Origin of the sequence: Burkholderia sp. Se-20378, assembly GCF_017104665.1 — a bacterium.
In the GTDB taxonomy this organism is placed as follows: domain Bacteria; phylum Pseudomonadota; class Gammaproteobacteria; order Burkholderiales; family Burkholderiaceae; genus Burkholderia; species Burkholderia lata.
Genome location: NZ_JAAGPG010000095.1, coordinates 1 through 22,076, shown reverse-complemented (window position 1 = coordinate 22,076; position 22,076 = coordinate 1). Strand labels below are relative to the sequence as shown.

Below are 22,076 nucleotides of genomic sequence, written 5' to 3'. Positions count from 1 at the left end.
GTGCCGCTCGTGCCGCTCGTGCCGCTCGTGCCGCTCGTGCCGCTCGTGCCGCTCGTGCCGCTCGTGCCGCTCGTGCCGCTCGTGCCGCTCGTGCCGCTCGTGCCGCTCGTGCCGCTCGTGCCGCTCGTGCCGCTAGTTCCGCTCGTACCACTGGTACTCGTTCCGATGTTGTTACCGCCCGGCGTCGGCGCCGTCATATCGCTGCCGCCACACGCAGCCAGCGCGCAAGCCGCGGCAATGGCAGCGAGCGCAACGTTCGCCTTGATGAAATGATTTTGCATGGAAGCCCCCGTTCGCTTTTCAGCTCGATCATGCCGATAAGCATCTATCGTGCCATTGCGATCGGCATCAACGACGACTTCACATACCCGCCGGACCGCCGCATCCCGACGGCCTTCCGGCGTGCGACGCACGGCATCCGGGCGTGACTTCACGGCTGCGATCGAGCCTTGTGTCCCGGGTAACGCGTGCGTAACGCGGGGCCCTGCGTTACGTAGCATCGCGCGACGAAAGACGCCGCTCTGCCGCTGTGCTCGCGGAGGATCATCAATACTTTTCCCATGCGTGGATCGGAGAGAGGGTCTGCGAAATTCCGTCACCCCAGTCCGTGGTGCCCTGGGGTGGTCTCACGGTTAGATTTTCGTAATTCGAGGATGAGAATCGCTCTTATCTTACGTTCACAATGCCTTGTTCCGACTGATAGCGGACCATTATGGCAAGTGTAGATGCGCCGCACCAACTCATATAAATCAATGACTTATGCGATTTCCTCTATCGAACGATATGGAGATCGTGACGAATGCGCCGCAACATGAAAGCTATCGAATATTTCCGAAAGGCAATTGAATGAATCCAAGTGAGGCGGGAAACGGGCATTTTCGAGACGCGGGGGACACCTTCTTGCGCCACCTTTCCCCCTCTCCCTCATCCCCGTCTGAGCCTTTCCGCGCGCGTATGTGCGCGCACGCGAGGGAATCGACCTGCGAAAGCTACGAGGACTCTTGATCGGAGTGGATGTGATTAAATGCCTGCGCGCCATGAGCGACGGATCAATCTCGGCGCATACGATCAACGATCGCGGGCAGTCGATCACCACACAAGACCATAGGCCACGGGGCACATATGAAAAGGTATAGCGAGCTGTTGCAGGCTAAGGCCGCTCAGGAGAAGGCAGACTTCGAGAAGCGGCGCGACGAGGACCGGCGCCTTAGCAAGTTGATGTTCGACTCTCGCGTCGCGTTTGACGCAATGATGAGCGAGTACTTGCGCCCCGAATTTAAGCGCTTCGTGGAAGAAATCAACGAGCACGGCTTTCAGGCAAAGTATTCGGAGAAGCAGGACGGAGCCTTCCCAAGTCGGGCACAAGTGCTGTTTCGACTCCATCACGATGAGGACGATGTCCCTCTGAACGATACCGACTGCTGCGTATGGATCGAGCTCGACGCTGCCAACGCGCTCGTGAACTGGGACTATCACGGCGATATGCCGGTGCACGACGACCACAAGCTGGCAACCGGTAAGCTCGGAGATCTGGACGCCGAGTGCATTGTCGCCCTTCCCCATCGCCTGGCCGATTGCCTGACCGCATGCCTGGAAGCCCGTCGCATCACGAACTATCGCTAGGTTCAGTGAACAGGCGCGTACGCGATGCCGTCGATGCGCGCCTCGTACATCCATTCGTCTCGATCGGCGAATCCGTTGATTTCCGCGCAGTAATCCGCGATCTGCTCGAGCGTCGGCGGGACCGATGTCGAGAGCATGGCAAGCAGTGTGCCGTCAGGCGTGAAGATGGCGTACGCGATCACGTTCAACTCCGGACCGATGGAACGGGCGCAACCTCCCACCCGCTTTTTTTTGAAGCGTTGCTAGATCGCGGCGGGTATATCCGGCTTGGTCGACCCGCTGCGCCTTGGTGCGTTCAGCCATTCTGGTCTGTCCTGGCGGTGCTTGTCCGCCATTCAGCCACGTTTATCGATCTGGCGCGACACCAGTTGTTCGGGCCTGGGCTAATGGGCCCCCGTCGGACTTTTCTTCTATCCCGCGCTGCCTATTTGCGGCATCTGCCTCGTTGGTGATCTGGCAGACGCGACGTACCCATCTCTTCTCTTCTCTTCTCTTCTCTTCTCTTCTCTTCTCTTCTCTTCCCTTTCGCTTCGCGAAGCATGGCGACGATGTCCAGTCGCCATAGACGCTTGCATTGCGGGCAGATGTAGGATTCGAGGCGCATTCCAGAAAAGAATGCCCGGGCGTGCCGGGCAAATCACCGTAGTGAAGGAGACGCGACCACGTTAAAGCTGTTTGAGGTCGAACACCTCAAGGTTGCTGGCGGTAAGGGAACCGGATTCATCAACGCCCCAGGATCGACGACTCATCGTCTTGGGGGATGACGTAACCCGACGGGGCGGACCGACTGTCCGCTCCCTCGCGCAAGTCTCAGAATGCCGGCTTACTTGGCTCGCTTGGATCTGCCCCGCTCTTCGATTTCCTCGAGCGCCAGGCGTTCCGCCAACCTCAACGGCCGATTTCCTCGATGGCTCGGACACCTTTTCGTCAACGAGGTAAAGCGACACCATTGCATGTTCGACCTTGACCCCGCATACAAGTCGTCAGAGTTTCGACATTCCTTCGGGAAACATCGAATTTAGGCGCTCTAGGTCGATATCGAATTGCTCCACCTCACCGATCTTTAACGCGACCCGATATGCAAGAGCCGTCCAGAGGATGAGAGCGCCATGTGCGAGCTCTCGATATCTTTGCTTCTCATACAGGTCCACAGCCTCGGCCGACCGAGAAAGTTGTGAGATGAGGACCAATTCAGTCTGCATTATGAGTTCGCGATAGCTTAGGCCGTCGTAGATTGACATTCGAGGTTCCCCTGTGATCACTTTGCTTCCGTGAGCATAGCCCCCGAGGGCCATCCGTTTCTCCTTACTGTCGATGCGATACTTCAATCGCCAGTACTTTGAGCCGTTCGGCATGACCTCGAGGTACATGCCTTGGCCGTCAGCCAGCTTGTAGGATTTTTCGCGCGGCTTGGCCGCACGGACAGCGACATCGCGTGTGCGACTACCCAAAGCTCGGCAAGCGGCTGTACAAGGCAGGCGCCAACAACGTCTTCGTGGATCTCGGCACCACCCCTGCGTAATTCACGCGTCGCCCGCACGAGCCTCACACCACCAGCGACGCGACGATCGCACACCACAACGCACATGCGCCGCACAGAAACACGCGCCGCGCGACGAACATCCGCGCTTCGTCGTCGGGCGCTTTCATCGGCGATGTGGCAAGAAACGGCACGCTGACGAGGCACGCGAACCCGGCCAGCGCCGGCAGGATCACGACGTAGTCGCCGAACCGCCACGGCAGTGGCTCGTGCCAGCCCCAGTAGCCGAGAAACAGCATGCCCATCGAAAACATCGTCGCGGCAGCCGAACTGAGCGCGACCACCGATCCCGTCGGAAATTGCATGGGAGCCTCCCCTCGCGCGACGTGCGCGTCGCCGGATCATTATCCCGGCACGGCAGGAAAAAGCACAACGTCGACCGCGGCCGACGCCGCGCTGCGCGCGCCCCGTCAGTTGCTCATCTCGCCCAGGATCGCCATGATCTCCTCGGCCAGCAGCAGGCTCGCGAGCCCCCGGCCGTGCTTTTCGCGGCGCATGAGCGCCAGCACGTTGCGGCTGAACGCGCGATCGCGGATCGGCCGGTAAGTCAGGATCTCCTGACGGTACTCCTCGGCGATATCGAATTTGCTGAGGAACGCGATGCTTTCGCTTGCGGCGGCAAGCCGCTTCATCGTCTCGATCGAATTGGTGCGGAACACGGGTTCGACGTCGATCCCCGCCTCCTCGAACGTATCGGCGACGATGCCGTGCATCAGCATCGAGCGATCCGCAAAGATCAGCGGATACGACGCGCAGTACGCGAGCGGGATCGACTCCATCCGCGCGAGCGCGTGCTTCGGCGAGATCACCGCGCCGAGGCTCGTATCCATTTCCCACAGGCTTTCGAGCTGCGGCGACGGCGGCAGGTTGAAGCCGAGGCCCAGATCGGCTTCGCCGCTGGCGAGCGCATCGGCGATCTCGCGCACGGACATCACGCGAATCGAAATCTTGATGTGAGGATGCTGCGCGCAGAAATTCACGGCCGCGGTGGAGGCAATGCCGCTGGCAAGACCGGTGACCGTCGCGATGATCACCTCGCCCTTCTGCAGCGTGTTGAGGTTGCGGATCTCGGCCTCGACCTGCCGGTATTCCGACATCGTCCTGCGCACGTGCGCCAGCAGGATTTCGCCGGCCGGCGTCAGACGCAGCCCGCGCGGCAGGCGCTCGAACAACGGCTCGCCGATCTCCTCCTCGAGCAGCAGCACATGCTTGTTGATCGCGGACGGCGCAACGTGAAGCTTCTCGCCGGCCGCACGGATCGAGCCGCACCGGGCGACTTCGTCGATGTAGCGCAGCAATCGTGAGTGGAGCATGGGCACGGATCTCCTGAGTCGGCCCAGCGTACTCGAAAAGCGCACGCTCCGTGCAAAAAACGCTGCTTTTTAGAAACGGTGACTTCGGTTTTCATGGGTCCTGTCGCGTTCGCAGGCCGGCGACACACCCCGGCCGGTACGCGCATGTTGCGGCGCCCGCGTTTGCTGCGGCGCAAAAGCAGGTTCACACCAACCGATGAAAGCGAGACAAGTCATGTACCAAGCAGTCAGCGAGAGAACGGCCGGCGCATCCGGACAACGCGACCAGGTTGCGACGCACTACGACCAGGTGCGCGCGATTTTCGACATTCTCAACGGGAAGAAGGAAGCCGATCTCCTGCTGAAGAACCTGAACATCCTCGACGTGCACAGCGAGACGGTCTACCAGGGCTCGATCCTCGTGTACGACAAGCGCATCGTGGCGCTGAACCCGGACGAAACCGCGATCCGGGTGCGCGAGGTATTCGACGGCGAAGGGCTCTACGCGATTCCCGGCCTGATCGACGCGCATATTCACTTCGATGCGCAACTCGCGCATCCGGCGGCGTTCGCCGAGGCGATCGTGCCGTGCGGAACGACGACGATCTTCTCCGAATGCCTCGATTTCGTCAGCGCGGCCGGCGCCGAGGCCGTGCCGGCCACCGAGCAGTTGTTCCGCGATCACGACCGCCTGCCGTATCGCGTGTTCGCGTTCGCGCCCGGCAAGAAGACGTCGGTCGAAGTGACCGACGCGCTGCTGAAGATGGACCCGGTGATCGGCCTCGGCGAACTCGCACACCTGACCTACAGCGTCGGCAACGACGACGACTTCCGCAAATCGGCGCTCGGCCGCGCGAAAGGCGGCTTCATGAACACGCACTGGGGCGTGACGGCGCTGTCGGACATGATGCTGAACTACATGCCCGCGATCGGCGCATTCGCGAACCACGACGTGTGGAAGGAGGACGACATCGAGAAAAGCGTGCGCTACGGGCTGCAGACGCAGATCAAGTTCGGCGTCGGCAGCCCCGAGGTGATCAAGATCATGCTGCGCGCGATCGTCAAGCGGAAATGGCCGTCCGAGAACTTCCAGCTGTGCGCCGACAACATCTCGGTGGACCGCCTGATGACCAAGGGCCACATGGACTGGATCGTGTCGCTGTGCGCGGAGATGGGCATCGATCCGATCCAGGCGATCAAGATGGCGACGCTCTACACGGCGCGCGCGTTCCGGATGGACAACCGCTTCGGGTCGCTGACCCCGGGCCGCTTCGCCGACATCGTGCTGACCGACAGCCTGTCGAAGATCAACCCGCGCTACGTGTTCAAGGACGGCGAACTGGTCGCCCGCGACCGCAAGCTGCTGAAGCAGGCCGACGTCGACTACGCGCACATGGTGAAGCAGCCCGTGCCCGGCCTCGGCGACCTGACGCCCGAGCAACTGGATCTCGTACCGCTGGAAGTCTCCGAAGACGGGACGCAGGCGAAGGTCTACCTGTTCGACGTGTACGGCCGCGGCCACGAAAAGTTCTTCCAGGAAGTGTGGGTGCCGCTGCGCGACGGCAAGGTCGTGCCGGAAGTGGCCGGCGTCGCGCTCAACCGCATCTCGGTCGTGCAGCGCTATGCGAACGGCAAGCGTCACGTGGTCAACGGGCTGTTCAAGGGCGTGTCGATCGAGCGCGGCGCGGTGGCGACGTTCTGGCCGGCGCCGAAGGCGTACTTCGTCGCGGTCGGCAACGACAGCGCCGAGATGTGCCATTGCCTGCGGCAGGTCGATTCGTATGTGGGCGGCTGCGTCGTCACCGACGACCGTGCCGTGAAGGCCGTGCTGCCGCTCGACATCTACGGCGTGATGGCGAACATGAGCCTGTCGGACCTGCTCGGCGCGACCCGTTCGATCGACGGCGCGCTGGAAGCGCTCGGCAACCGCAACGAGGGCGAACCGGTGGTGAACAAGCTGCTGACGCTGTTCATCTCGCTCGACCGTTTCGGCTTCATGGCCTGACGCCGGCCACCGGAGGAGACGACCGGCGGGCGCCTGCGAGCCCCGCCGGCTATGGGAATCGCGGATGGCACCGGCATTTTCGCCCGGATACCTTCGTGCATTCCCCACGACAGCGCATCGCGCCGCCGCCCACCCGGCGCCCCGACACGCGCGGCAACACGAAGACAACCAAGGGACCACCATGGCGCACCATGCAAGGGAAGCGGAAGTCATCGATACCGGCAGCCTCACCCGGCGCTGGATCACCTATGTCGTCGGCATCTATATCCTCACGCTCGGCATCAGCTTCGCGATCCGTGCCGGCATCGGCATCTCGCCGCAAAGCAGCCTGACCCGGACGATGACGCTCGTCTACCGGCCGCTGAGCCAGGGCACGTACAACTTCATGCTCGAGCTGTTCATGCTGTTCCTGACGTTTCTGGTGCTGCGCAAGGATTTCCGCGCGAAGCACCTCGCGTCGCTGCTCCCCGCGTTCGTGCTGGCCAGCTGCCTCGACCTGAACCTGATGCTGACGCGCTCGATCGGCTTCCAGGACTACCTGCCGAAACTGGGTCTGCTCGCGTTCGCGGATGCGCTGCTCGCGTTCGGCCTGTTCCTGATGATCCGCGCGAACCTGGTGCTGATGCCGATCGACATGTTCGTCAACGCGATCTTCGAGCGCACCGGCTGGCGCTGGGGCGACATCAAGACGAGCTTCGACTGCACGCTGCTGCTCGTCAGCGCGGCGATCGGCCTGACGTTTCTCGGCAAACCCGAGTTCATCCGCGAAGGCACGTTCATGAACGCGATCCTCGTCGGCCAGTACATCAAGCTCTATTTCTTCCTGTTCAGGAAGGCCAAGGGCGTGACCGCATCGCTGCAGCGGCGATCGCTGGAACACCGCCCCAACTAGCGCCCGCCTGCGGCAACCGGTGTCGCGGCGCAACCGCCGGCACCGGTTCACGCGCGGCGGCCGCGCCTCCCCTTGCACGGCATGGCGACGCCTCGTTCGCGGCGTCCGCCTGCGCGCGCCATCAGAAAACACGAAAGAGCGAAGAGAACCCATCATGCCGATGAACCGCATTTGCCTCGCCACGCTGAACCGGATCTTCCGCATTGCCGCCCCCGTCGCCGCGCTGACGATCGGCGCTCACGCCCACGCGCAATCGACGGTGCAGCTGTACGGCATCGTCGACGCATGGGCCGGCTACCAGCGCGTGCCCGGCAACCCGGGCGCCGCGCAAATGGGCGGCGGGCTGTCGACGTCGTTCTGGGGTTTCGGCGGCCAGGAGGATCTCGGCGGCGGCTACAAGGCCGTGTTCGCGATCGAAGGCTTCTTCCGCCCGCAGAACGGCCGGTTCGGCTCGTTCGACGGCGACCCGACCTTTTCCCGCAACGCGTACGTCGGTATCGCATCGCCATACGGCGCGCTCGCGCTCGGGCGGCAGAGCAGCCTGCTCTACCTGCAATCGGCGAAATTCAATCCGTTCTACGCGTCGTTCACGTTCTCGCCGACGATCGTGCAGCTTTACGCCAGCCTCGGCACCTATCCGGGCTTCCCGACCGACCAGGGGATACCGGGCGGCACGTCATGGAGCAACGCGATCCAGTATTCGACGCCGGATCTCGGCGGATTGAGCGGCGCGGCCATGTACGCGCCCGGCAACGAGCCGGGCGAGAACGGCGCGAAGAAATTCGCGGCGCAGGCGCAGTTCACGCGCGGCGCGCTCGCGCTCGGGGCCGTCTACCAGTACCTGAACTTCAGCGCCGCGCCGGGCGATCTCGGCAAGCTGCTGAAGGGCTTCAGGAGCCAGACGACCGCGCAGCTCGGCGCGTCGTACGACCTGCGCATCGTGAAGCTGTTCGGTGAGTACACGTATGTCGCCAACACGCTCGCGGGTAGCAATTTTCACGTGAACATGCTGCAAGGCGGCGTGACGATTCCCGTCGGCATCGGCCGGATCCTCGCGTCGTATGCGTATTCGCGCGACAACAGCGCGCTCGACCAGGCGCGCAGCACCGCATCGATCAGCTACGACTATCCGCTGTCGAAGCGCACCGATGTCTATGCGGGGTATCTGTACGATCACGTGTCGAACCTGTCGACCGGCTGCACCTACGGCGCGGGGATCCGGACGCGGTTCTGACGGCAACGGTTCCACGGCCTGGCGGCGTCGCGTACGGTGGCGCGTCATCGATGATCGTTGTCACGGATTGACAGCGATCGGTTTCGCGTGAAATACGCGCCAGCCGTCAACCCGGCTTCTTCGCGGCCTGCATGACGGAAATCCAGCCCACCACCGCCGCGGCGACCCAGCAGCAGGCGATCATCAGGTCGAGATCCATCCAGCCTTCGAAATTCGTGCTGTTTTCGAAACTGCAGCGCTGATGGCCCCTGACCCATACGCAGCCACTGATGAACTGCTGGATGTGCATATAAACGCTGTAGACGGCAAAAGCCGACGCAATGACTGTGAGCCGCAAACGGACGTTCTTTTTCATGTGACGCGGATGCCGGTGGGAAAGCCTGTGCCGATCTTACGGCAACGGCAACCTGCCCGGCAATCCGTCACATCCTGGGGCGCCCGGATGCCCGCGGTTCACGCGTCGATCCGCCGGATCGTCCTCAGGCAGTCCGCCGCCAGTTGCTGGTAGATCCGCGTGCCGTTCGCCTTCGCGTCGATCTCCGCGTCGCTCAGCCGTCGCACGACGCGCCCCGGCATGCCCGCGAGCAGCACGCCGCGCGGCACGTCGTAGCCGGCCTTCACGAACGCGCATGCGGCGACGATCGTCGTCGCGCCGATCGTCGCACCGTCCATCACGACCGCATTCATCCCGATCATCGTGTCGGGCTCGAGCGTCGCGCCATGCACGATCGCGCCGTGGCCGATGTGGCTGTTGACGCCGAGCCGGCACGTCTCGCCGATCCCGACGTGCAGCACGCAGCCGTCCTGCACGTTGCTGCCGTCTTCGACGACGATCGCGCCGAAGTCGCCGCGCAGGCTCGCATGCGGGCCGATGTAGCAGCGCGCGCCGATCGTCACGTCGCCGATCACGACCGCGGTCGGGTCGACGTATGCGGACGGATCGATGCGCGGCCGCATCCCGTTGAATTCGAACAGCGGCATCGGTCAGAGCGCCGCGGCCGCTTCCGGCACGAGCGTGAACAGGTCGCCGACCACACCATAGTCGGCCACGCTGAAGATCGGCGCCTCCGGATCCTTGTTGATCGCGACGATCACCTTCGAATCCTTCATGCCGGCCAGATGCTGGATCGCCCCCGAGATGCCGACCGCGAAGTACAGCTGCGGCGCGACGATCTTGCCGGTCTGGCCGACCTGGTAGTCGTTCGGCACGAAGCCGGCATCGACCGCCGCGCGCGAGGCGCCCAGTGCGGCTTGAAGCTTGTCGGCCAGCGGCTCCAGTACCTTCGTGTAGTTCTCGCCGCTGCCCAGGCCACGGCCGCCCGACACGATGATGTTCGCGCTGGTGAGTTCCGGACGGTCCAGCTTCGTCACTTCACGGCTCACGAACTGCGCTTTGCCCGTATCAGCCGCCACGTCGATTTTCTCGACAACTGCATTGCCGCCTTCTGCCGCCACCGCGTCGAACCCCGTCGCACGCACCGTGATCACCTTGACCGGATCGCCCGACTGCACCGTCGCGATCGCGTTGCCCGCGTAAATCGGGCGCTCGAACGTATCGGCCGACACCACGGCCGTGATCTCGGAGATCTGTGCGACATCCAGCTTCGCGGCGATACGCGGCGCGATGTTCTTGCCGTAGGCCGTGGCCGGCACGACGATGTGCGAGTAGCCGTTCGCGACGCCCATCACCGTCGCTTCGACGTTCTCGGCCAGACCGTCGGCCAGCTGCGGCGCATCGGCCAGCAGCACCTTCGACACACCGGCGATCTTCGCCGCTGCATCGGCCGCCGCCTGCGCGTCGTGTCCTGCGACGAGCACATGAATGTCGCCGCCGCCAGCGGCATTGAGCGCCTGTGCGGCCGCGACGGCATTCAGCGTCACGGCCTTGATCGACGCGTTGCCGTGTTCCGCAATCACCAGAATCGTCATTTCCTTGCGTTCCCTGTTACAGCACCTTGGCTTCGGTCTTCAGTTTCGCGACCAGCGTCTGCACGTCCGGCACCTTCACGCCGGCCGCGCGCTTCGGCGGCTCGTTCACCTTGAGCACCTTCAGGCGCGGCGTCACGTCCACGCCGAGGTCGGCGGGCTTCACGACGTCGAGCGGCTTCTTCTTCGCCTTCATGATGTTCGGCAGCGTCACGTAGCGCGGCTCGTTCAGGCGCAGGTCGGTGGTGACGACCGCAGGCAGTTGAAGCGACAGCGTTTCCGCGCCGCCGTCGACTTCACGCGCGACCGTCGCACGGCCGTCGGCCACCACCACCTTCGATGCGAACGTCGCCTGTGGCAAACCCGCGAGCGCAGCCAGCATCTGGCCGGTCTGGTTCGAATCGTCGTCGATTGCCTGCTTGCCGAGGATCACCAGTTGCGGCTGCTCCTTGTCGACCAGCGCCTTCAGCACCTTCGCGACGCCGAGCGGCTCGACGCCGTCGTTCGATTCGACGAGGATCGCGCGATCCGCGCCGATCGCGAGCGCCGTGCGCAGCGTCTCCTGCGCCTGCACGACGCCGACCGACACGGCGATCACTTCGGTCACGACGCCGGCCTCCTTCAACCGCACGGCTTCTTCCACCGCGATCTCGTCGAACGGGTTCATCGACATCTTCACGTTCGCGATGTCGACGCCCGTCCGGTCGGATTTCACGCCGACCTTCACGTTCGCGTCGACCACGCGTTTTACTGCCACGAGCGCTTTCAACTGCCTGTCTCCTGTTCCGTTGCGTGCACCGCGCCGCGTCAGCGCGCGGTAAACCCGCCGTCGATCACGAGCTCCGCGCCCGTCACGTAACGGCCTGCCGGCGACACGAGATACAGGATGCCGGCCGCGATGTCGCGCGGGCTGCCGATCTTCGCCATCGGCACGTTGGTCTGCATGTACTCGAACGCACGATCGGGGTCCTGCCCCATCTGGCGGAATGCGTCCTCGAGCATCGGCGTGCGGATATAGCCGGGATGCACCGAGTTCGCGCGGATGTTCTTCGCCGCGTACAGCATCGCGTCGACCTTCGCCATCATCCGTACCGCGGCCTTCGACGCGTGATACGCGGGCACGTCCGGCCCGCCGACGATCCCGTACATCGACGACAGGTTCACGATCGAGCCGCCGCCGGCCGCGTCGATATGCGGAATCGCCGCACGCGTGCACAGGAACACGCCGTTGACGTTCACGTCCTGCACGCGCTGCCACTGCGCGAGCGTGAGCTCGTGCGTCGGTACGTTGTGGCCTTCGATGCCCGCGTTGTTCACGAGCACGTCGAGGCGCCCGAAGCGCGCGACGATCTCGCCGAACACGCGCGCCACGTCGGCCTCGTGCGTGACGTCGAGCGACCAGAACGCGGCCTGGCCGCCTTGCGCACGGATTTCCTCGACCAGCGCTTCCGCCGGTTGCGACAGCACGTCGAGAATCGCGACGCTCGCGCCGGCGGCAGCCAGCGTGCGCGCGGTCTCCGCGCCGATGCCGCGCGCGCCGCCGGTGATCGCGGCCACCTTGCCGCGCAGGTCGAACAGGTCTTCGATGAGCTTCATGTTGTCTCCATGTAGGGGTTCGGACGGGCCGCCCGCATCGAGGCCGGCCGTCAAGGGCATCCGGCGTTATCGCGTATTCCGCGTCGCAAGGAAATCGAGGCATTCCCGATTGAAATAGTCGGCGTGTTCCACCATCACCCAGTGGCCGCACCGGTTCATCAGCACGAAGCGCGCATCGCGGCAGCGTTCGAGGAATTTCAGCGCGCCGCCGACCGGATTGAAGCGGTCGTCCGTGCCCCAGAAACCGAGCACCGGCGTACGCAGGTCGCCGAGCGCGTCGGTCAGGTTCGGCACGCTCATCGTCGACAGCACTTCGGTCGGCTGCTCGACGCACACCTTCATCCGCTCCGTGACGAGCGCGTCGGTGACGATCGCCGGGTCGTGCACGAGCAGCGTCAGCAGCTCGCGCATCGTGTCGTCATTCATCTGGCGATTGGTGAACAGCTTCACCATCCGCTGAATGCCTTCCATCCGGAAATAGGTGTCGCGATCCTCGACGCCGCCCGGCGCCATCATGATCAGCCCGTCGACTTCGTCCGGGTAATCGAGTGCGTACTTGAGCGCGATCGCGCCGCCGAGCGAGTTGCCGAGCAGCACGGCCGGCCCGATGCCGAGCGCGTTCAGCTGCGCATGCAGCGCGCCGACGAAGAAATCGAGCGTATAGGCAACGTCGGACGGCTTCGACGACTGCCCGTAACCGGGCAGGTCGACGACGATCGCGCGATAGCCGGCCGCCGCGAACGCGGGCACGTTGTGCTTGAAGTTGCTGAAACCGCTGGCGCCCGGGCCGCTGCCGTGGATGAACACCACCGGCCGGCCTTCGCCCGCCTCGTAGTGGTGCAGGCGCAGGCCGCCCGGCACGTCGGTGAAGATGCCGGCCGGCGGCGTCGTGGGGATCGTCATCGCGGGTTGTCTCCTTCGTCGTTCGATGGATGTCTGCCACGATGATTGCGCCGCCGGCGCCGGCCGGCATCATCCTTTCAGACTACGAAGCCGCGCGCGCTTCTTCCTATCATCGGCCCACCGAAACGGAGGCAACGATGAACGGATTCGACTACAGCGGCAAGACAGTGCTCGTGACGGGCGGCACCAAGGGCATCGGGCGGCGCATCGCCGAACGGTTTCTCGCGGCGGGGGCGCGCGTGTTCGTCTGCGGACGCAGCGCGCCCGACACGCCGCCGTCGGCCGGCGGCCGCACGGCGACGTTCGTCGCGGCCGACCTGCGCGACATCGAACAGGTCGACGCGATGCTCGCGGCGATCCGCGATGCGGCGGGCGGGCTCGACGTGCTCGTCAACAACGCGGGCGGCTCGCCGTTCGCGCTCGCGGCCGATGCGTCGCCGCGCTTCACCGAGTCGATCGTCCGGCTGAACCTGATCGCGCCGCTGCAGCTCGCGCAGCGCGTGAACGCGATCATGCAGCCGCAGCCCGACGGCGGCGTGATGCTGTTCATCGCGAGCGTCAGCGCATCGCGCCCCTCACCCGGCACGGCCGCGTACGGCGCCGCGAAAGCGGGCCTCGTCAACGCAGTCACGTCGCTCGCGGTCGAGTGGGCGCCGCGCGTACGCGTGTGCGCGATCAGCCCGAGCCTCGTGCAGACGGAATCGGCCACCGAGGGCCACTACGGCGACGACGCTGCACTCGACGCGATCCGCGCGACGATTCCCGCCGGACGGCTCGCGACCCCCGACGACGTCGCTGCCGCGTGCCTGTTCCTCGCCTCGCCGGAAGCGTCGTACACGTCGGGCGCGAACCTGCGTCTCGACGGCGGCGGCGAGCGCCCCGCGTTCCTCACGGCCGCGCAGGCGACTGCACGTTGATGCACGCAGGGCAATCGGTGCGGCACGAATCGTTGCCAGTCCTAGGGAAGTCATCTAGTTCATTTTGACGATTCCCTGCTACCGCGATCTCCCTACTCTGCCTCTCACGACAACACACACAGTCGACCGTCGTCGATACCCCCAAGAGGAGACACCATGCATCAACGGATTTCGCGCCGTACCGACAAGCGGGCAACCGCCACGCTGTCGACGCTGGCCGCCGCGCTGCTGACGTGCGCCGTGCCCAGTGCGCACGCAGGCAGCACGATCGAGCTGGGCGCCGACACGACGCTGGACTACACGTTCACGCTCAGCTACGGCCTCGGCATGCGCACCCGCGCACCGAGCGGCAATCTCCTCACGCCGGCGAACATCAACGGCGACGACGGCGACCGCAACTTCGCGAAGAACAAGCTGATCGAGAACCAGGTCAGCCTGCTCGGCGAAGTGAACCTCAAGCACGACGACTGGGGCGTGTTCGTGCGCGCCGATACGTTCTACGACCAGGCGTATCACCGTCCGAACTACAACGACGCGCCGGGCACCGTGAACCAGTCGGGCCAGTACAACAACTTCACGAGCGATGCGCGCTACTGGTCGGGCGGCCACACGACGCTGCTCGCCGCGTATGCGTACAACACGTTCCACATCGGCTCGACGAGCCTGAACGTGAAGGTCGGCGACCAGGTCGTCGCGTGGGGTGAAAGCCTGTTCTTCCCGAACATCGCGGGCGCACAGGGGCCGTCCGACGCGACCAAGTCGTACATGGCCGGCGCCGAAGTGAAGGACATCCTGCTGCCGGTGCCGCAGATCTCGACGCAGTGGCAGATCACGCCGAACTTCAGCCTGCTCGGCTACTACCAGTTCTCGTACCAGCAGAACCGGCTGACCGCGCCCGGCACGTACTGGAGCTATTCCGACGTCACGGGCCCCGGTGCGCAGTACATCATCGGCCCGGGCGGGATGATCATTCCGCGCGGCCCGGACGACAAGCCGAGCGCCCGCAACCAGTGGGGGATCGGCGCGCGCTTCCGCGTCCTCGGCGACACCGAGCTCGGCCTGTATCACCTGCACTACAACGACATGAACCCGAGCGTCGTCACGACCTACTTCCCGACGCTCCAGTACCAGCAGACCTACTTCAGCAACATCAAGCTGACCGGCGCGAGCTTCTCGACGCAGGTCGGCCCCGTGAACGTCGCCGGTGAAGTGTCGTACCGCCAGGGCGCGGCGGTGCTCGTCAACACGCCGACGGGCCCCCAGTCGACCCGCGCGAACGTGCTGCAGACGAACCTGTCGGGCATCTACTCGATCGGGCCGAGCTTCCTCGCGAATTCGCAGTCGCTGATCGGCGAACTCACGTACGTGCATGCGGGCAGCATCTCGGAGCTCGACGGCTCGACCACGCTCGCGAATTCGCGCAACGCGCTCGCGATGGAGATCGCGTGGACGCTCAGCTACAAGAACGTGTTCAACGGCTGGGATCTCGACGTGCCGCTGACCTACACGCACGACCTGACGGGCACGTCGCCGCTCGCCGGCGCGCTCGGCTCGCTGACGGGCCAGGGCGACCACCGCGTGACCGCCGGCGTGACCTTCACGCGCCTGAGCAACCTGCAGCTGTCGCTCGTCTACGCGAAGTTCCTCGGATCGCCGAACCCGGTCACGCGCCCGCTCGCGGATCGCGACTACGTGCTGGCCACGGCGACCTACCACTTCTGAGCGGCCCGGCCGCTCGTCATTTAGCACTATGAGGACCGATATGAAACGCATTCATCTCCCCCTCCTGCGCGCGTCGGTGATGGCCGCGTGCGCGGTCGTCGCGACGGCGTCGTTCCCGAAGGTCACGCCGGACGACCTGAAGGCGCTCGACGGCCCGCTGACGCCGATGGGCGCGGTGCGCGCCGCGAGCAAGGACAGCGGCGTGCCCGAGTGGTCGGGCAAGTGGCTCGGCACGCCGCCGGACGTGCAGTACAAGCGCGGCAGCCGCTACCCCGATCCGTTCGCGAGCGACAAGCCGGTCGCGACGATCACCGCGGAAAACATGGCGCAGTACGCCGAGCACCTGACCGACGGCCAGAAGGCGATGTTCAAGCGCTACCCGGCTTCGTTCAAGATCAACGTCTACCCGAGCCATCGCGACTTCCGCTACGCGGATTCCGTGTACAAGGACATCCGCGCGTACTCGCCGGATTCGACGATGACGTCCGACGCGAACGGCCTCACGAACGCGCCGCCGACGGTGCCGTACCCGATCCCGAAAACCGCTGCCGAGCTGCTGTGGAACCAGCGCTTCTCGTCGGCGATCGGCGCCGAGCAGGCCACCTACGACCAGGCGGTCGTGTACTCCGACGGCAACATCGCGTGGGGCAAGGTGCGCTACGACATTTACTCGCCGCGCAACTCCGGCAAGTTCGACGTGAAAAGCGACCTGAACAACCGCACGTACTACCGCAACGCGACGGAGCTGCCGCTGTCCGACCGCGGCTCGCTGATCGTCGGCTTCACGAACTGGGACAAGGCCGGCGCGGACAACTCGTCGCGCACGTGGATGTACAACCCCGGCACGCGGCGCGTGCGCCAGGCGCCCGAGTACGGCTATGACCAGCCGCAAGGCCCGGGCGGCTTCCGCACCGTCGACGACGACCGCCTGTACAACGGCCCCGGCGACCGCTACGACTGGAAGATCGTCGGCAAGCGCGAGATCTACGTGCCGTACGACAACTACAAGGCGATGGACAGCTCGGTGAAGTACGCGGACCTGCTGACCAAGGGCCACGAGAACCCGTCGTACATCCGCTACGAGCTGCATCGCGTGTGGGTGCTGCAGGCGACGCTGAAGAGCAACTACCGCCACCAGTATGCGAAGCGCGTGCTGTACATCGACGAGGATTCGTGGATGACGCTGCTCGCCGACAACTACGACGCGCGCGGCCAGCTGTGGCGCACCAACGTCGCGACGACGCTGTACGCGTATGACGCGAAGGTGTTCTACCCGGGCGTCGTGTTCTATCACGACCTGATCTCCGGCGCGTACATGGCCGACCGCCTGACGAACGAAGGCCCGATGCCGAAGCTCGACAACAGCCCGCAGTTCAACGAGGCGTACTTCTCGCCGGACGCGATCCGCAGTTCGGGTAACTAAGCAACCGGTTGACGCGGCACGCCCGCGACCCACGCGCCGGAGCCCCGCTCCGGCGCCCGACGCCGCCCGCGACGGCGGCCTTTTCCATTCGAGATTCGAGGGCCCTTTCATGTCTTCCCGCCTGCATACGACGCTCGGCGACGAGCTGTACGCCGCGTGGCACGCGCGTGCGCCGGTCGCGCCGCTGTCGAGCCGCCCGCGCCGCCTGTCGCTCGACGACGCCTACCGCATCCAGCAGCGCTTCATCGAACGCCGCGTCGAACACGGTGAGGCTGTGGTCGGCAAGAAGATCGGCGTGACGAGCCAGGCCGTGCAGGACATGCTGAACGTGCGCCAGCCCGATTTCGGCATCCTGCTGTCCGGCATGCACTACGCGGCCGGCGAAGCGATCGCCGCCGATTCGCTGATCGCGCCGCGCGCCGAAGGCGAGATCGCGTTCATCCTCGCGCGCGACCTGCGCGGCCCCGGCATCGACCGCACCGACGTGATCGCCGCGACGGCCGCCGTCGCGCCCTGCTTCGAGATCGTCGACTCGCGCATCCGCGACTGGGCGATCCGCATCGAGGACACCGTCGCCGACAACGCGTCGTGCGGCGTGTACGTGCTCGGCGACGCGCGCGTCGATCCGCGCACGCTCGACCTCGCCGCGTGCGAGATGACGATCGACAAGAACGGCGAGCAAGTCGCGCAAGGGCGCGGCGACGCGGCGCTCGGCCATCCCGCCGACGCGGTCGCGTGGCTCGCGAACACGCTCGCCGCGTACGACGTGCCACTGCTCGCCGGCGAGATCGTGCTGTCCGGCTCGCTCGCGAAACTGATTCCGGTCACGGCCGGCGACGCACTGTCGATGCACATCTCCGGCATCGGCAGTTGCGACGTCCGCTTTATCTAAAGGAACCATCCTGATGAAGAAAATCAAATGCGCACTGATCGGGCCCGGCAACATCGGCACCGACCTGCTCTACAAGCTGCGCCGCTCGACGGTGCTCGAACCCGTGTGGATGGTCGGCGTCGATCCGGCGTCCGACGGCCTCGCGCGGGCGCGCGAGTTCGGCCTGAAGACGACCGACAAGGGCGTCGACGGGCTGCTGCCGCACGTCGTCGCCGACGATATCCGCATCGCGTTCGACGCGACCTCGGCCTACGTGCACCGCGACAACTCCGACAAGCTCACCGCGCTCGGCGTGAAGATGATCGACCTGACTCCCGCCGCGATCGGGCCGTACTGCGTGCCGCCGGTGAACCTCGACGCGCACCTCGACAGCGCGCAGACGAACGTGAACATGGTGACCTGCGGCGGCCAGGCGACGATCCCGATGGTGTATGCGGTATCGCGCGTGCAGCCGGTTGCGTACGGCGAGATCGTCGCGACCGTGTCGTCGCGCTCGGTCGGCCCCGGCACGCGCAAGAACATCGACGAATTCACGCGCACGACGTCCGGTGCGATCGAACAGGTCGGCGGCGCCCGCAAGGGCAAGGCGATCATCGTGATCAACCCGGCCGAGCCGCCGCTGATCATGCGCGACACGATCCACTGCCTGACCGACGGGCCGCCCGACGTCGATGCAATTACCGCGTCCGTGCATGCGATGGTCAAGGAAGTGCAGCGCTACGTGCCCGGCTACACGCTGAAGAATGGCCCGGTGTTCGACGGCAATCGCGTGTCGGTGTTCATGGAAGTCGAAGGGCTCGGCGACTACCTGCCGAAGTACGCGGGCAACCTCGACATCATGACCGCCGCCGCGGCCGCCACGGCCGAGCGTTTCGCCGAACAGATGCTGGCCGCGACGGCCGCCACCGCTTGAGTTGAGGAGCCACGCAATGTCACTTGCAGGCAAGAAGATCACCGTCCACGACATGTCGCTGCGCGACGGGATGCACCCGAAGCGCCACCAGATCACGCTCGACCAGATGCGCAACATCGCGCGCGGGCTCGACGCGGCCGGCGTGCCGCTGATCGAGGTTACGCACGGCGACGGGCTCGGCGGCGCATCGGTCAACTACGGTTTCCCGGCGCATACCGACGAGGCGTACCTGAGCGCCGTGATTCCGGAGCTGAAGCAGGCGAAGGTGTCGGCGCTGCTGCTGCCCGGCATCGGCACCGTCGAGCACCTGCGCATGGCGCACGAACTCGGCGTCGGCACGATCCGCGTCGCAACGCACTGCACCGAGGCCGACGTGTCGGAGCAGCACATCGGCCTCGCGCGCACGCTCGGGCTCGATACGGTCGGCTTCCTGATGATGGCGCACATGTCGTCGCCGGAGCAGCTCGTCGTGCAGGCGAAGCTGATGGAATCGTACGGCGCGAACTGCATCTACATCACCGATTCGGCCGGCCACATGCTGCCCGACGACGTGACCGCCCGCATCAGCCAGGTGCGCGACGCGCTGAAGCCGGAGACGGAACTCGGCTTCCACGGCCACCACAACCTCGCGATGGGCGTCGCGAACTCGGTCGCGGCGGTTGCCGCCGGCGCGAACCGGATCGACGCGGCCGCGGCCGGCCTGGGCGCCGGTGCGGGCAACACGCCGATGGAAGTGTTCGTCGCGGTGTGCGACCGGATGGGGATTGAAACCGGCGTCGACGTGTTCGCGATCTCGGACGTCGCCGAGGATCTCGTCGTGCCGATCATGGACGCGCCGATCCGCCTCGACCGCGATGCACTGACGCTCGGCTATGCGGGCGTCTACTCGTCGTTCCTGCTGTTCGCGAAGCGCGCGGAAGCGAAGTACGGGATTCCCGCGCGCGACATCCTCGTCGAACTGGGCCGGCAACGGCTCGTCGGCGGGCAGGAAGACATGATCGAGGATGCGGCACTGACGATGGTGCGGGCGCGGGAGGTGGCGGCGTAATCGACGGACTCGACGCGGTATCGGGTTGCATCACCCGGTACCGCGTCGATCATGTGAAACGGGGCGCGATGCGCCCCGTTTTCTTTTCTGAACGCGCCGGTTATTGCACCGGCTCCGCCGACGGCATCGCGAACGTCCCTTGCAGCACGCTGCCGGTCGGCTCGTAGGCGCGCGCGAACAGCGTGAACGGCCGACCGTCGGCCGGCGTCGGCAGCCAGTTCGCGGCCGACGCGCCATCGGGGCGCGCCGCCTGCAGCACGATGTCGATACTGCCGTCCGGATTGACGGCCAGGCCGCGCGTGCGGCTGCCGATCTGGTAGCGGCCGATCGGATTGGCGTTCAGGAACTGGCCGTCCGGATCGACCGAATACAGCGACACCGACCAGAACGCGTTCGACGGAATCCCGCCCGGCGGCAGGCGCAACCGATAGCGGCGGCTGCCGAGCAACGGCTGCGCGTGCGCGTCGCGGAACGTGATCCAGTAATTGGCTTCGTCGCGGCTCACGCCGAGAATCCCCATTCCCATCGCCAGGGCGAGCGCACGCAACGGATAGTCGCGCTGCTCGGTCGTGCCGAGCTTCGACCCCGGCGGGTTGTAGTTGATCCAGCCGTGCGATCCTGCCGCGGCAAGGTAGGTCTTCACGAACTGCTGCTCGAGCGCCGGATAGGCCGCCGTCCACGCCGCGCGGACATCGTCCGGCAGTCGATCCCACGAACATTCGGCACCGCAGATGCCGATGCGGCGATACCGTTCGATCAGCGCGCGATCATGCGCGGGCGGCGGATCGAGCGCCAGCATCTGGTTCGCGATCGCGACGAAGTTCTGCGCATCGTCGCCGCGCGGCCGGATGCGTGACGGGGCATGCACGTTTACGTCCGCGGCGGCACTTTCGGGCGTGATGCGGAACCCGTCCTGCATGGCATGGGCGGCCGCGAGATCGGCCGGCCCGTCAACCGCGACACGCAAATTGACGTAGACGTCGTTGGCCGGCGCGCGAACCAGCCGCACCCCATCCGGAACGGCCCCCCTTCCAGCCGGGCCCGACCAGCAGGTAATGCTGCGGCGCCGTGCCCGTCGTGCGGTGCCCGGCATAGAAAAACGTGTTCGAGTAGAAATCGATCAACGTCAGGACCGTATAGCGCCCGGCCGTGTCGGGCGTATCGATCATGACCGGGCCGTGTGCGAGATCGATCCAGGCGGTCGAATACAGCGCGTCGACGATCGGCGAATTGGCCCAGCGATCGTCGGGCGTGGCGATCTCGCGCGCGTGTGCGAACCGGTTCAACGTCGTGCTGGTGCGTGCGCCGGTCGTTTCCAGCGCCGTCCAGCGGTACTGCGACAGCTTGAAAAGCGGAAACGCGTAGTCGTAGGCTTCGCGGATCAGCGTGCCGGTTGCCGGCTCGTCCGCGCTGGCGGCCGGCGCGGACAGCACAGCCGACACGGCGAGCGCGGTGGCACACACGATGCGCCTGACTCGTGGACGACGGGGGAAAGGCGCGTGGCGGGAGAACGGGGCCGAACCAGGCGGCTTGCGGGCGGACAGTGTCATGCGGGTCCTCTGTCGATGGTGACGGGCGCGGGGGTGGCGCATACGCGCCGTGACAGACCCTATCGCCCGCGTATCGACGCCGAATCGTCCGATCGGATGAACGACTGCCCGGCATGAACCATGCGCATCGTCATGCCCCGAGACACCGGATGCAGCGCCTGCTGACACGATGCTGTCAGCAGGCCCGGCGCAGCATGAATCGAACGACGTTCAAGGAGCGACCTATCGTGCCGAATTCGGGTCATCTCGCCCCGGCCGCCTGCGCCACCGCCGAACGGCGCGGCATGACGCTGCTGACCCTGTGCCTCGCGGTGCTCGTCGCGCAGGTCGACACGGCCGTCGTCAATCTCGCGACGCGTGCGATCGGCGACTATTTCCACGCGGGCGTCGGCGCATTGCAATGGGTCGTCGACAGTTACAACCTCACTTACGCGGTGCTGCTGCTGACCGGCGGGCTGCTCGCCGACCTGCACGGCCGGCGCCGCATCTTCATCGCGGGCACGGCCCTCTTCACCGTCGCGTCGCTGCTGTGCGCGCTCGCGCCTTCGATTGCGGTGCTGATCGCCGCCCGCGCGCTGGCCGGCGTCGGCGCGGCGCTGA

At 65.5% G+C, this 22,076-nt stretch carries 22 protein-coding genes and 2 pseudogenes; 11 read left to right on the top strand and 13 right to left on the bottom strand.

Going from position 1 to position 22,076, the window contains the following annotated elements; genetic code table 11:
* A pseudogene (locus tag G3N93_RS13305) lies at positions 1-281 on the bottom strand (collagen-like triple helix repeat-containing protein); the annotation flags it as partial.
* Positions 282-1,122: 841 nt separating this feature from the next.
* Here G3N93_RS13305 and G3N93_RS13300 point away from each other — a divergent pair.
* Positions 1,123-1,623 (top strand): hypothetical protein, encoded by a 501-nt coding sequence (locus G3N93_RS13300; protein ID WP_206133208.1) that lies wholly within the window; start codon positions 1,123-1,125, stop codon positions 1,621-1,623.
* Positions 1,624-1,625: 2 nt separating this feature from the next.
* Here the strand turns inward: G3N93_RS13300 and G3N93_RS13295 are convergent, their stop codons facing one another.
* From G3N93_RS13295 to G3N93_RS13280, 4 genes and pseudogenes are all read right to left on the bottom strand, one after another.
* Positions 1,626-1,805: a beta-lactoglobulin I gene (locus tag G3N93_RS13295; RefSeq protein WP_307873412.1), complete on the bottom strand. Its 180-nt coding sequence runs from the start codon at positions 1,803-1,805 to the stop codon at positions 1,626-1,628.
* 1,095 nt (positions 1,806-2,900) lie between these two features.
* A pseudogene (locus G3N93_RS13290) lies at positions 2,901-3,074 on the bottom strand (Arm DNA-binding domain-containing protein); the annotation flags it as partial.
* Between the two features lie 94 nt (positions 3,075-3,168).
* Positions 3,169-3,468 (bottom strand): hypothetical protein, encoded by a 300-nt coding sequence (locus G3N93_RS13285; RefSeq protein ID WP_174940873.1) that lies wholly within the window; start codon positions 3,466-3,468, stop codon positions 3,169-3,171.
* 105 nt (positions 3,469-3,573) lie between these two features.
* On the bottom strand, positions 3,574-4,476 hold the full coding sequence (locus tag G3N93_RS13280) for a LysR family transcriptional regulator (RefSeq protein ID WP_206133207.1): 903 nt from the start codon (positions 4,474-4,476) through the stop codon (positions 3,574-3,576).
* A gap of 214 nt (positions 4,477-4,690) precedes the next feature.
* Here G3N93_RS13280 and G3N93_RS13275 point away from each other — a divergent pair, with 214 nt between their 5' ends.
* From G3N93_RS13275 to G3N93_RS13265, 3 genes are all read left to right on the top strand, one after another.
* On the top strand, positions 4,691-6,460 hold the full coding sequence (locus tag G3N93_RS13275; RefSeq protein ID WP_241026539.1) for an adenine deaminase C-terminal domain-containing protein: 1,770 nt from the start codon (positions 4,691-4,693) through the stop codon (positions 6,458-6,460).
* 181 nt (positions 6,461-6,641) lie between these two features.
* The gene (locus G3N93_RS13270) at positions 6,642-7,352 is read left to right on the top strand and encodes a YitT family protein (protein ID WP_174940867.1); all 711 of its coding nucleotides are present in this window, start codon (positions 6,642-6,644) and stop codon (positions 7,350-7,352) included.
* Positions 7,353-7,512: 160 nt separating this feature from the next.
* Positions 7,513-8,586, top strand: a complete 1,074-nt coding sequence (locus tag G3N93_RS13265) for a porin (protein WP_374196459.1) — start codon at positions 7,513-7,515, stop codon at positions 8,584-8,586.
* Between the two features lie 106 nt (positions 8,587-8,692).
* On the opposite strand, the gene G3N93_RS13260 is transcribed toward G3N93_RS13265, so the two are convergent.
* The 6 genes from G3N93_RS13260 to G3N93_RS13235 all read right to left on the bottom strand — a co-directional run bounded on the left by G3N93_RS13260 (position 8,693) and on the right by G3N93_RS13235 (position 13,011).
* Complete coding sequence (locus tag G3N93_RS13260) at positions 8,693-8,941, bottom strand: hypothetical protein (RefSeq protein ID WP_174940863.1); 249 nt, start codon at positions 8,939-8,941, stop codon at positions 8,693-8,695.
* Between the two features lie 98 nt (positions 8,942-9,039).
* The gene (locus tag G3N93_RS13255) at positions 9,040-9,567 is read right to left on the bottom strand and encodes a transferase hexapeptide repeat family protein (protein ID WP_174940861.1); all 528 of its coding nucleotides are present in this window, start codon (positions 9,565-9,567) and stop codon (positions 9,040-9,042) included.
* 3 nt (positions 9,568-9,570) lie between these two features.
* Positions 9,571-10,515 carry an electron transfer flavoprotein subunit alpha/FixB family protein gene (locus G3N93_RS13250; protein WP_206133204.1) on the bottom strand — a complete coding sequence of 315 codons (945 nt, stop codon included), beginning with the start codon at positions 10,513-10,515 and terminating at the stop codon, positions 9,571-9,573.
* 16 nt (positions 10,516-10,531) lie between these two features.
* Positions 10,532-11,281 (bottom strand): electron transfer flavoprotein subunit beta/FixA family protein, encoded by a 750-nt coding sequence (locus G3N93_RS13245; RefSeq protein WP_206133203.1) that lies wholly within the window; start codon positions 11,279-11,281, stop codon positions 10,532-10,534.
* Positions 11,282-11,319: 38 nt separating this feature from the next.
* Positions 11,320-12,108 (bottom strand): SDR family NAD(P)-dependent oxidoreductase, encoded by a 789-nt coding sequence (locus tag G3N93_RS13240; RefSeq protein WP_089427384.1) that lies wholly within the window; start codon positions 12,106-12,108, stop codon positions 11,320-11,322.
* A 66-nt stretch (positions 12,109-12,174) separates the two neighbouring features.
* Entirely contained in the window at positions 12,175-13,011 is an 837-nt protein-coding gene (locus G3N93_RS13235) for an alpha/beta fold hydrolase (RefSeq protein WP_206133202.1), read from the bottom strand.
* A 137-nt stretch (positions 13,012-13,148) separates the two neighbouring features.
* On the opposite strand from G3N93_RS13235, the gene G3N93_RS13230 reads away from it, so the two are divergent.
* The 6 genes from G3N93_RS13230 (at position 13,149) to dmpG (ending at position 19,926) form a co-directional block, all read left to right on the top strand.
* Positions 13,149-13,928, top strand: a complete 780-nt coding sequence (locus G3N93_RS13230) for an SDR family oxidoreductase (protein WP_206133201.1) — start codon at positions 13,149-13,151, stop codon at positions 13,926-13,928.
* 156 nt (positions 13,929-14,084) lie between these two features.
* Positions 14,085-15,650, top strand: coding sequence for a DUF1302 domain-containing protein (locus tag G3N93_RS13225; protein ID WP_174940849.1), 1,566 nt, complete (start codon positions 14,085-14,087; stop codon positions 15,648-15,650).
* 40 nt (positions 15,651-15,690) lie between these two features.
* A complete protein-coding gene (locus G3N93_RS13220) occupies positions 15,691-17,073 on the top strand; it encodes a DUF1329 domain-containing protein (RefSeq protein WP_174940847.1) in 1,383 nt (460 codons plus the stop codon).
* A gap of 109 nt (positions 17,074-17,182) precedes the next feature.
* Positions 17,183-17,965, top strand: coding sequence for a 2-oxopent-4-enoate hydratase (dmpE, locus tag G3N93_RS13215; RefSeq protein WP_122947141.1), 783 nt, complete (start codon positions 17,183-17,185; stop codon positions 17,963-17,965).
* A gap of 13 nt (positions 17,966-17,978) precedes the next feature.
* Positions 17,979-18,878, top strand: a complete 900-nt coding sequence (locus tag G3N93_RS13210; RefSeq protein WP_174940845.1) for an acetaldehyde dehydrogenase (acetylating) — start codon at positions 17,979-17,981, stop codon at positions 18,876-18,878.
* Positions 18,879-18,894: 16 nt separating this feature from the next.
* Positions 18,895-19,926 carry a 4-hydroxy-2-oxovalerate aldolase gene (gene dmpG, locus G3N93_RS13205; RefSeq protein WP_059240447.1) on the top strand — a complete coding sequence of 344 codons (1,032 nt, stop codon included), beginning with the start codon at positions 18,895-18,897 and terminating at the stop codon, positions 19,924-19,926.
* Positions 19,927-20,026: 100 nt separating this feature from the next.
* On the opposite strand, the gene G3N93_RS42030 is transcribed toward dmpG, so the two are convergent.
* Complete coding sequence (locus tag G3N93_RS42030) at positions 20,027-20,935, bottom strand: DUF1214 domain-containing protein (protein WP_307873411.1); 909 nt, start codon at positions 20,933-20,935, stop codon at positions 20,027-20,029.
* Positions 20,877-21,389, bottom strand: a complete 513-nt coding sequence (locus tag G3N93_RS41530) for a DUF1254 domain-containing protein (RefSeq protein ID WP_307873410.1) — start codon at positions 21,387-21,389, stop codon at positions 20,877-20,879. The genes G3N93_RS42030 and G3N93_RS41530 overlap by 59 nt, the downstream gene beginning before the upstream one ends.
* A gap of 281 nt (positions 21,390-21,670) precedes the next feature.
* Between G3N93_RS41530 and G3N93_RS13195 the strand changes: the two genes are divergently transcribed.
* The coding region (locus G3N93_RS13195) for an MFS transporter (RefSeq protein WP_374196458.1) at positions 21,671-22,076 on the top strand (406 nt) is incomplete at its 3' end.

Coding starts and splice junctions, on each gene's coding strand:
- G3N93_RS13265 (WP_374196459.1), top strand. CDS start 7,513: ATGAACCGCATTTGCCTCGCCACGCTGAACCGGATCTTCCGCATTGCC.
- dmpG (WP_059240447.1), top strand. CDS start 18,895: ATGTCACTTGCAGGCAAGAAGATCACCGTCCACGACATGTCGCTGCGC.
- G3N93_RS13275 (WP_241026539.1), top strand. CDS start 4,691: ATGTACCAAGCAGTCAGCGAGAGAACGGCCGGCGCATCCGGACAACGC.
- G3N93_RS13210 (WP_174940845.1), top strand. CDS start 17,979: ATGAAGAAAATCAAATGCGCACTGATCGGGCCCGGCAACATCGGCACC.
- G3N93_RS13240 (WP_089427384.1), bottom strand. CDS start 12,108: ATGAAGCTCATCGAAGACCTGTTCGACCTGCGCGGCAAGGTGGCCGCG.
- G3N93_RS13300 (WP_206133208.1), top strand. CDS start 1,123: ATGAAAAGGTATAGCGAGCTGTTGCAGGCTAAGGCCGCTCAGGAGAAG.
- G3N93_RS13285 (WP_174940873.1), bottom strand. CDS start 3,468: ATGCAATTTCCGACGGGATCGGTGGTCGCGCTCAGTTCGGCTGCCGCG.
- G3N93_RS13235 (WP_206133202.1), bottom strand. CDS start 13,011: ATGACGATCCCCACGACGCCGCCGGCCGGCATCTTCACCGACGTGCCG.
- G3N93_RS13230 (WP_206133201.1), top strand. CDS start 13,149: ATGAACGGATTCGACTACAGCGGCAAGACAGTGCTCGTGACGGGCGGC.
- G3N93_RS13270 (WP_174940867.1), top strand. CDS start 6,642: ATGGCGCACCATGCAAGGGAAGCGGAAGTCATCGATACCGGCAGCCTC.
- G3N93_RS13250 (WP_206133204.1), bottom strand. CDS start 10,515: ATGACGATTCTGGTGATTGCGGAACACGGCAACGCGTCGATCAAGGCC.
- G3N93_RS13225 (WP_174940849.1), top strand. CDS start 14,085: ATGCATCAACGGATTTCGCGCCGTACCGACAAGCGGGCAACCGCCACG.
- G3N93_RS13260 (WP_174940863.1), bottom strand. CDS start 8,941: ATGAAAAAGAACGTCCGTTTGCGGCTCACAGTCATTGCGTCGGCTTTT.
- dmpE (WP_122947141.1), top strand. CDS start 17,183: ATGTCTTCCCGCCTGCATACGACGCTCGGCGACGAGCTGTACGCCGCG.
- G3N93_RS13220 (WP_174940847.1), top strand. CDS start 15,691: ATGAAACGCATTCATCTCCCCCTCCTGCGCGCGTCGGTGATGGCCGCG.
- G3N93_RS13255 (WP_174940861.1), bottom strand. CDS start 9,567: ATGCCGCTGTTCGAATTCAACGGGATGCGGCCGCGCATCGATCCGTCC.
- G3N93_RS13280 (WP_206133207.1), bottom strand. CDS start 4,476: ATGCTCCACTCACGATTGCTGCGCTACATCGACGAAGTCGCCCGGTGC.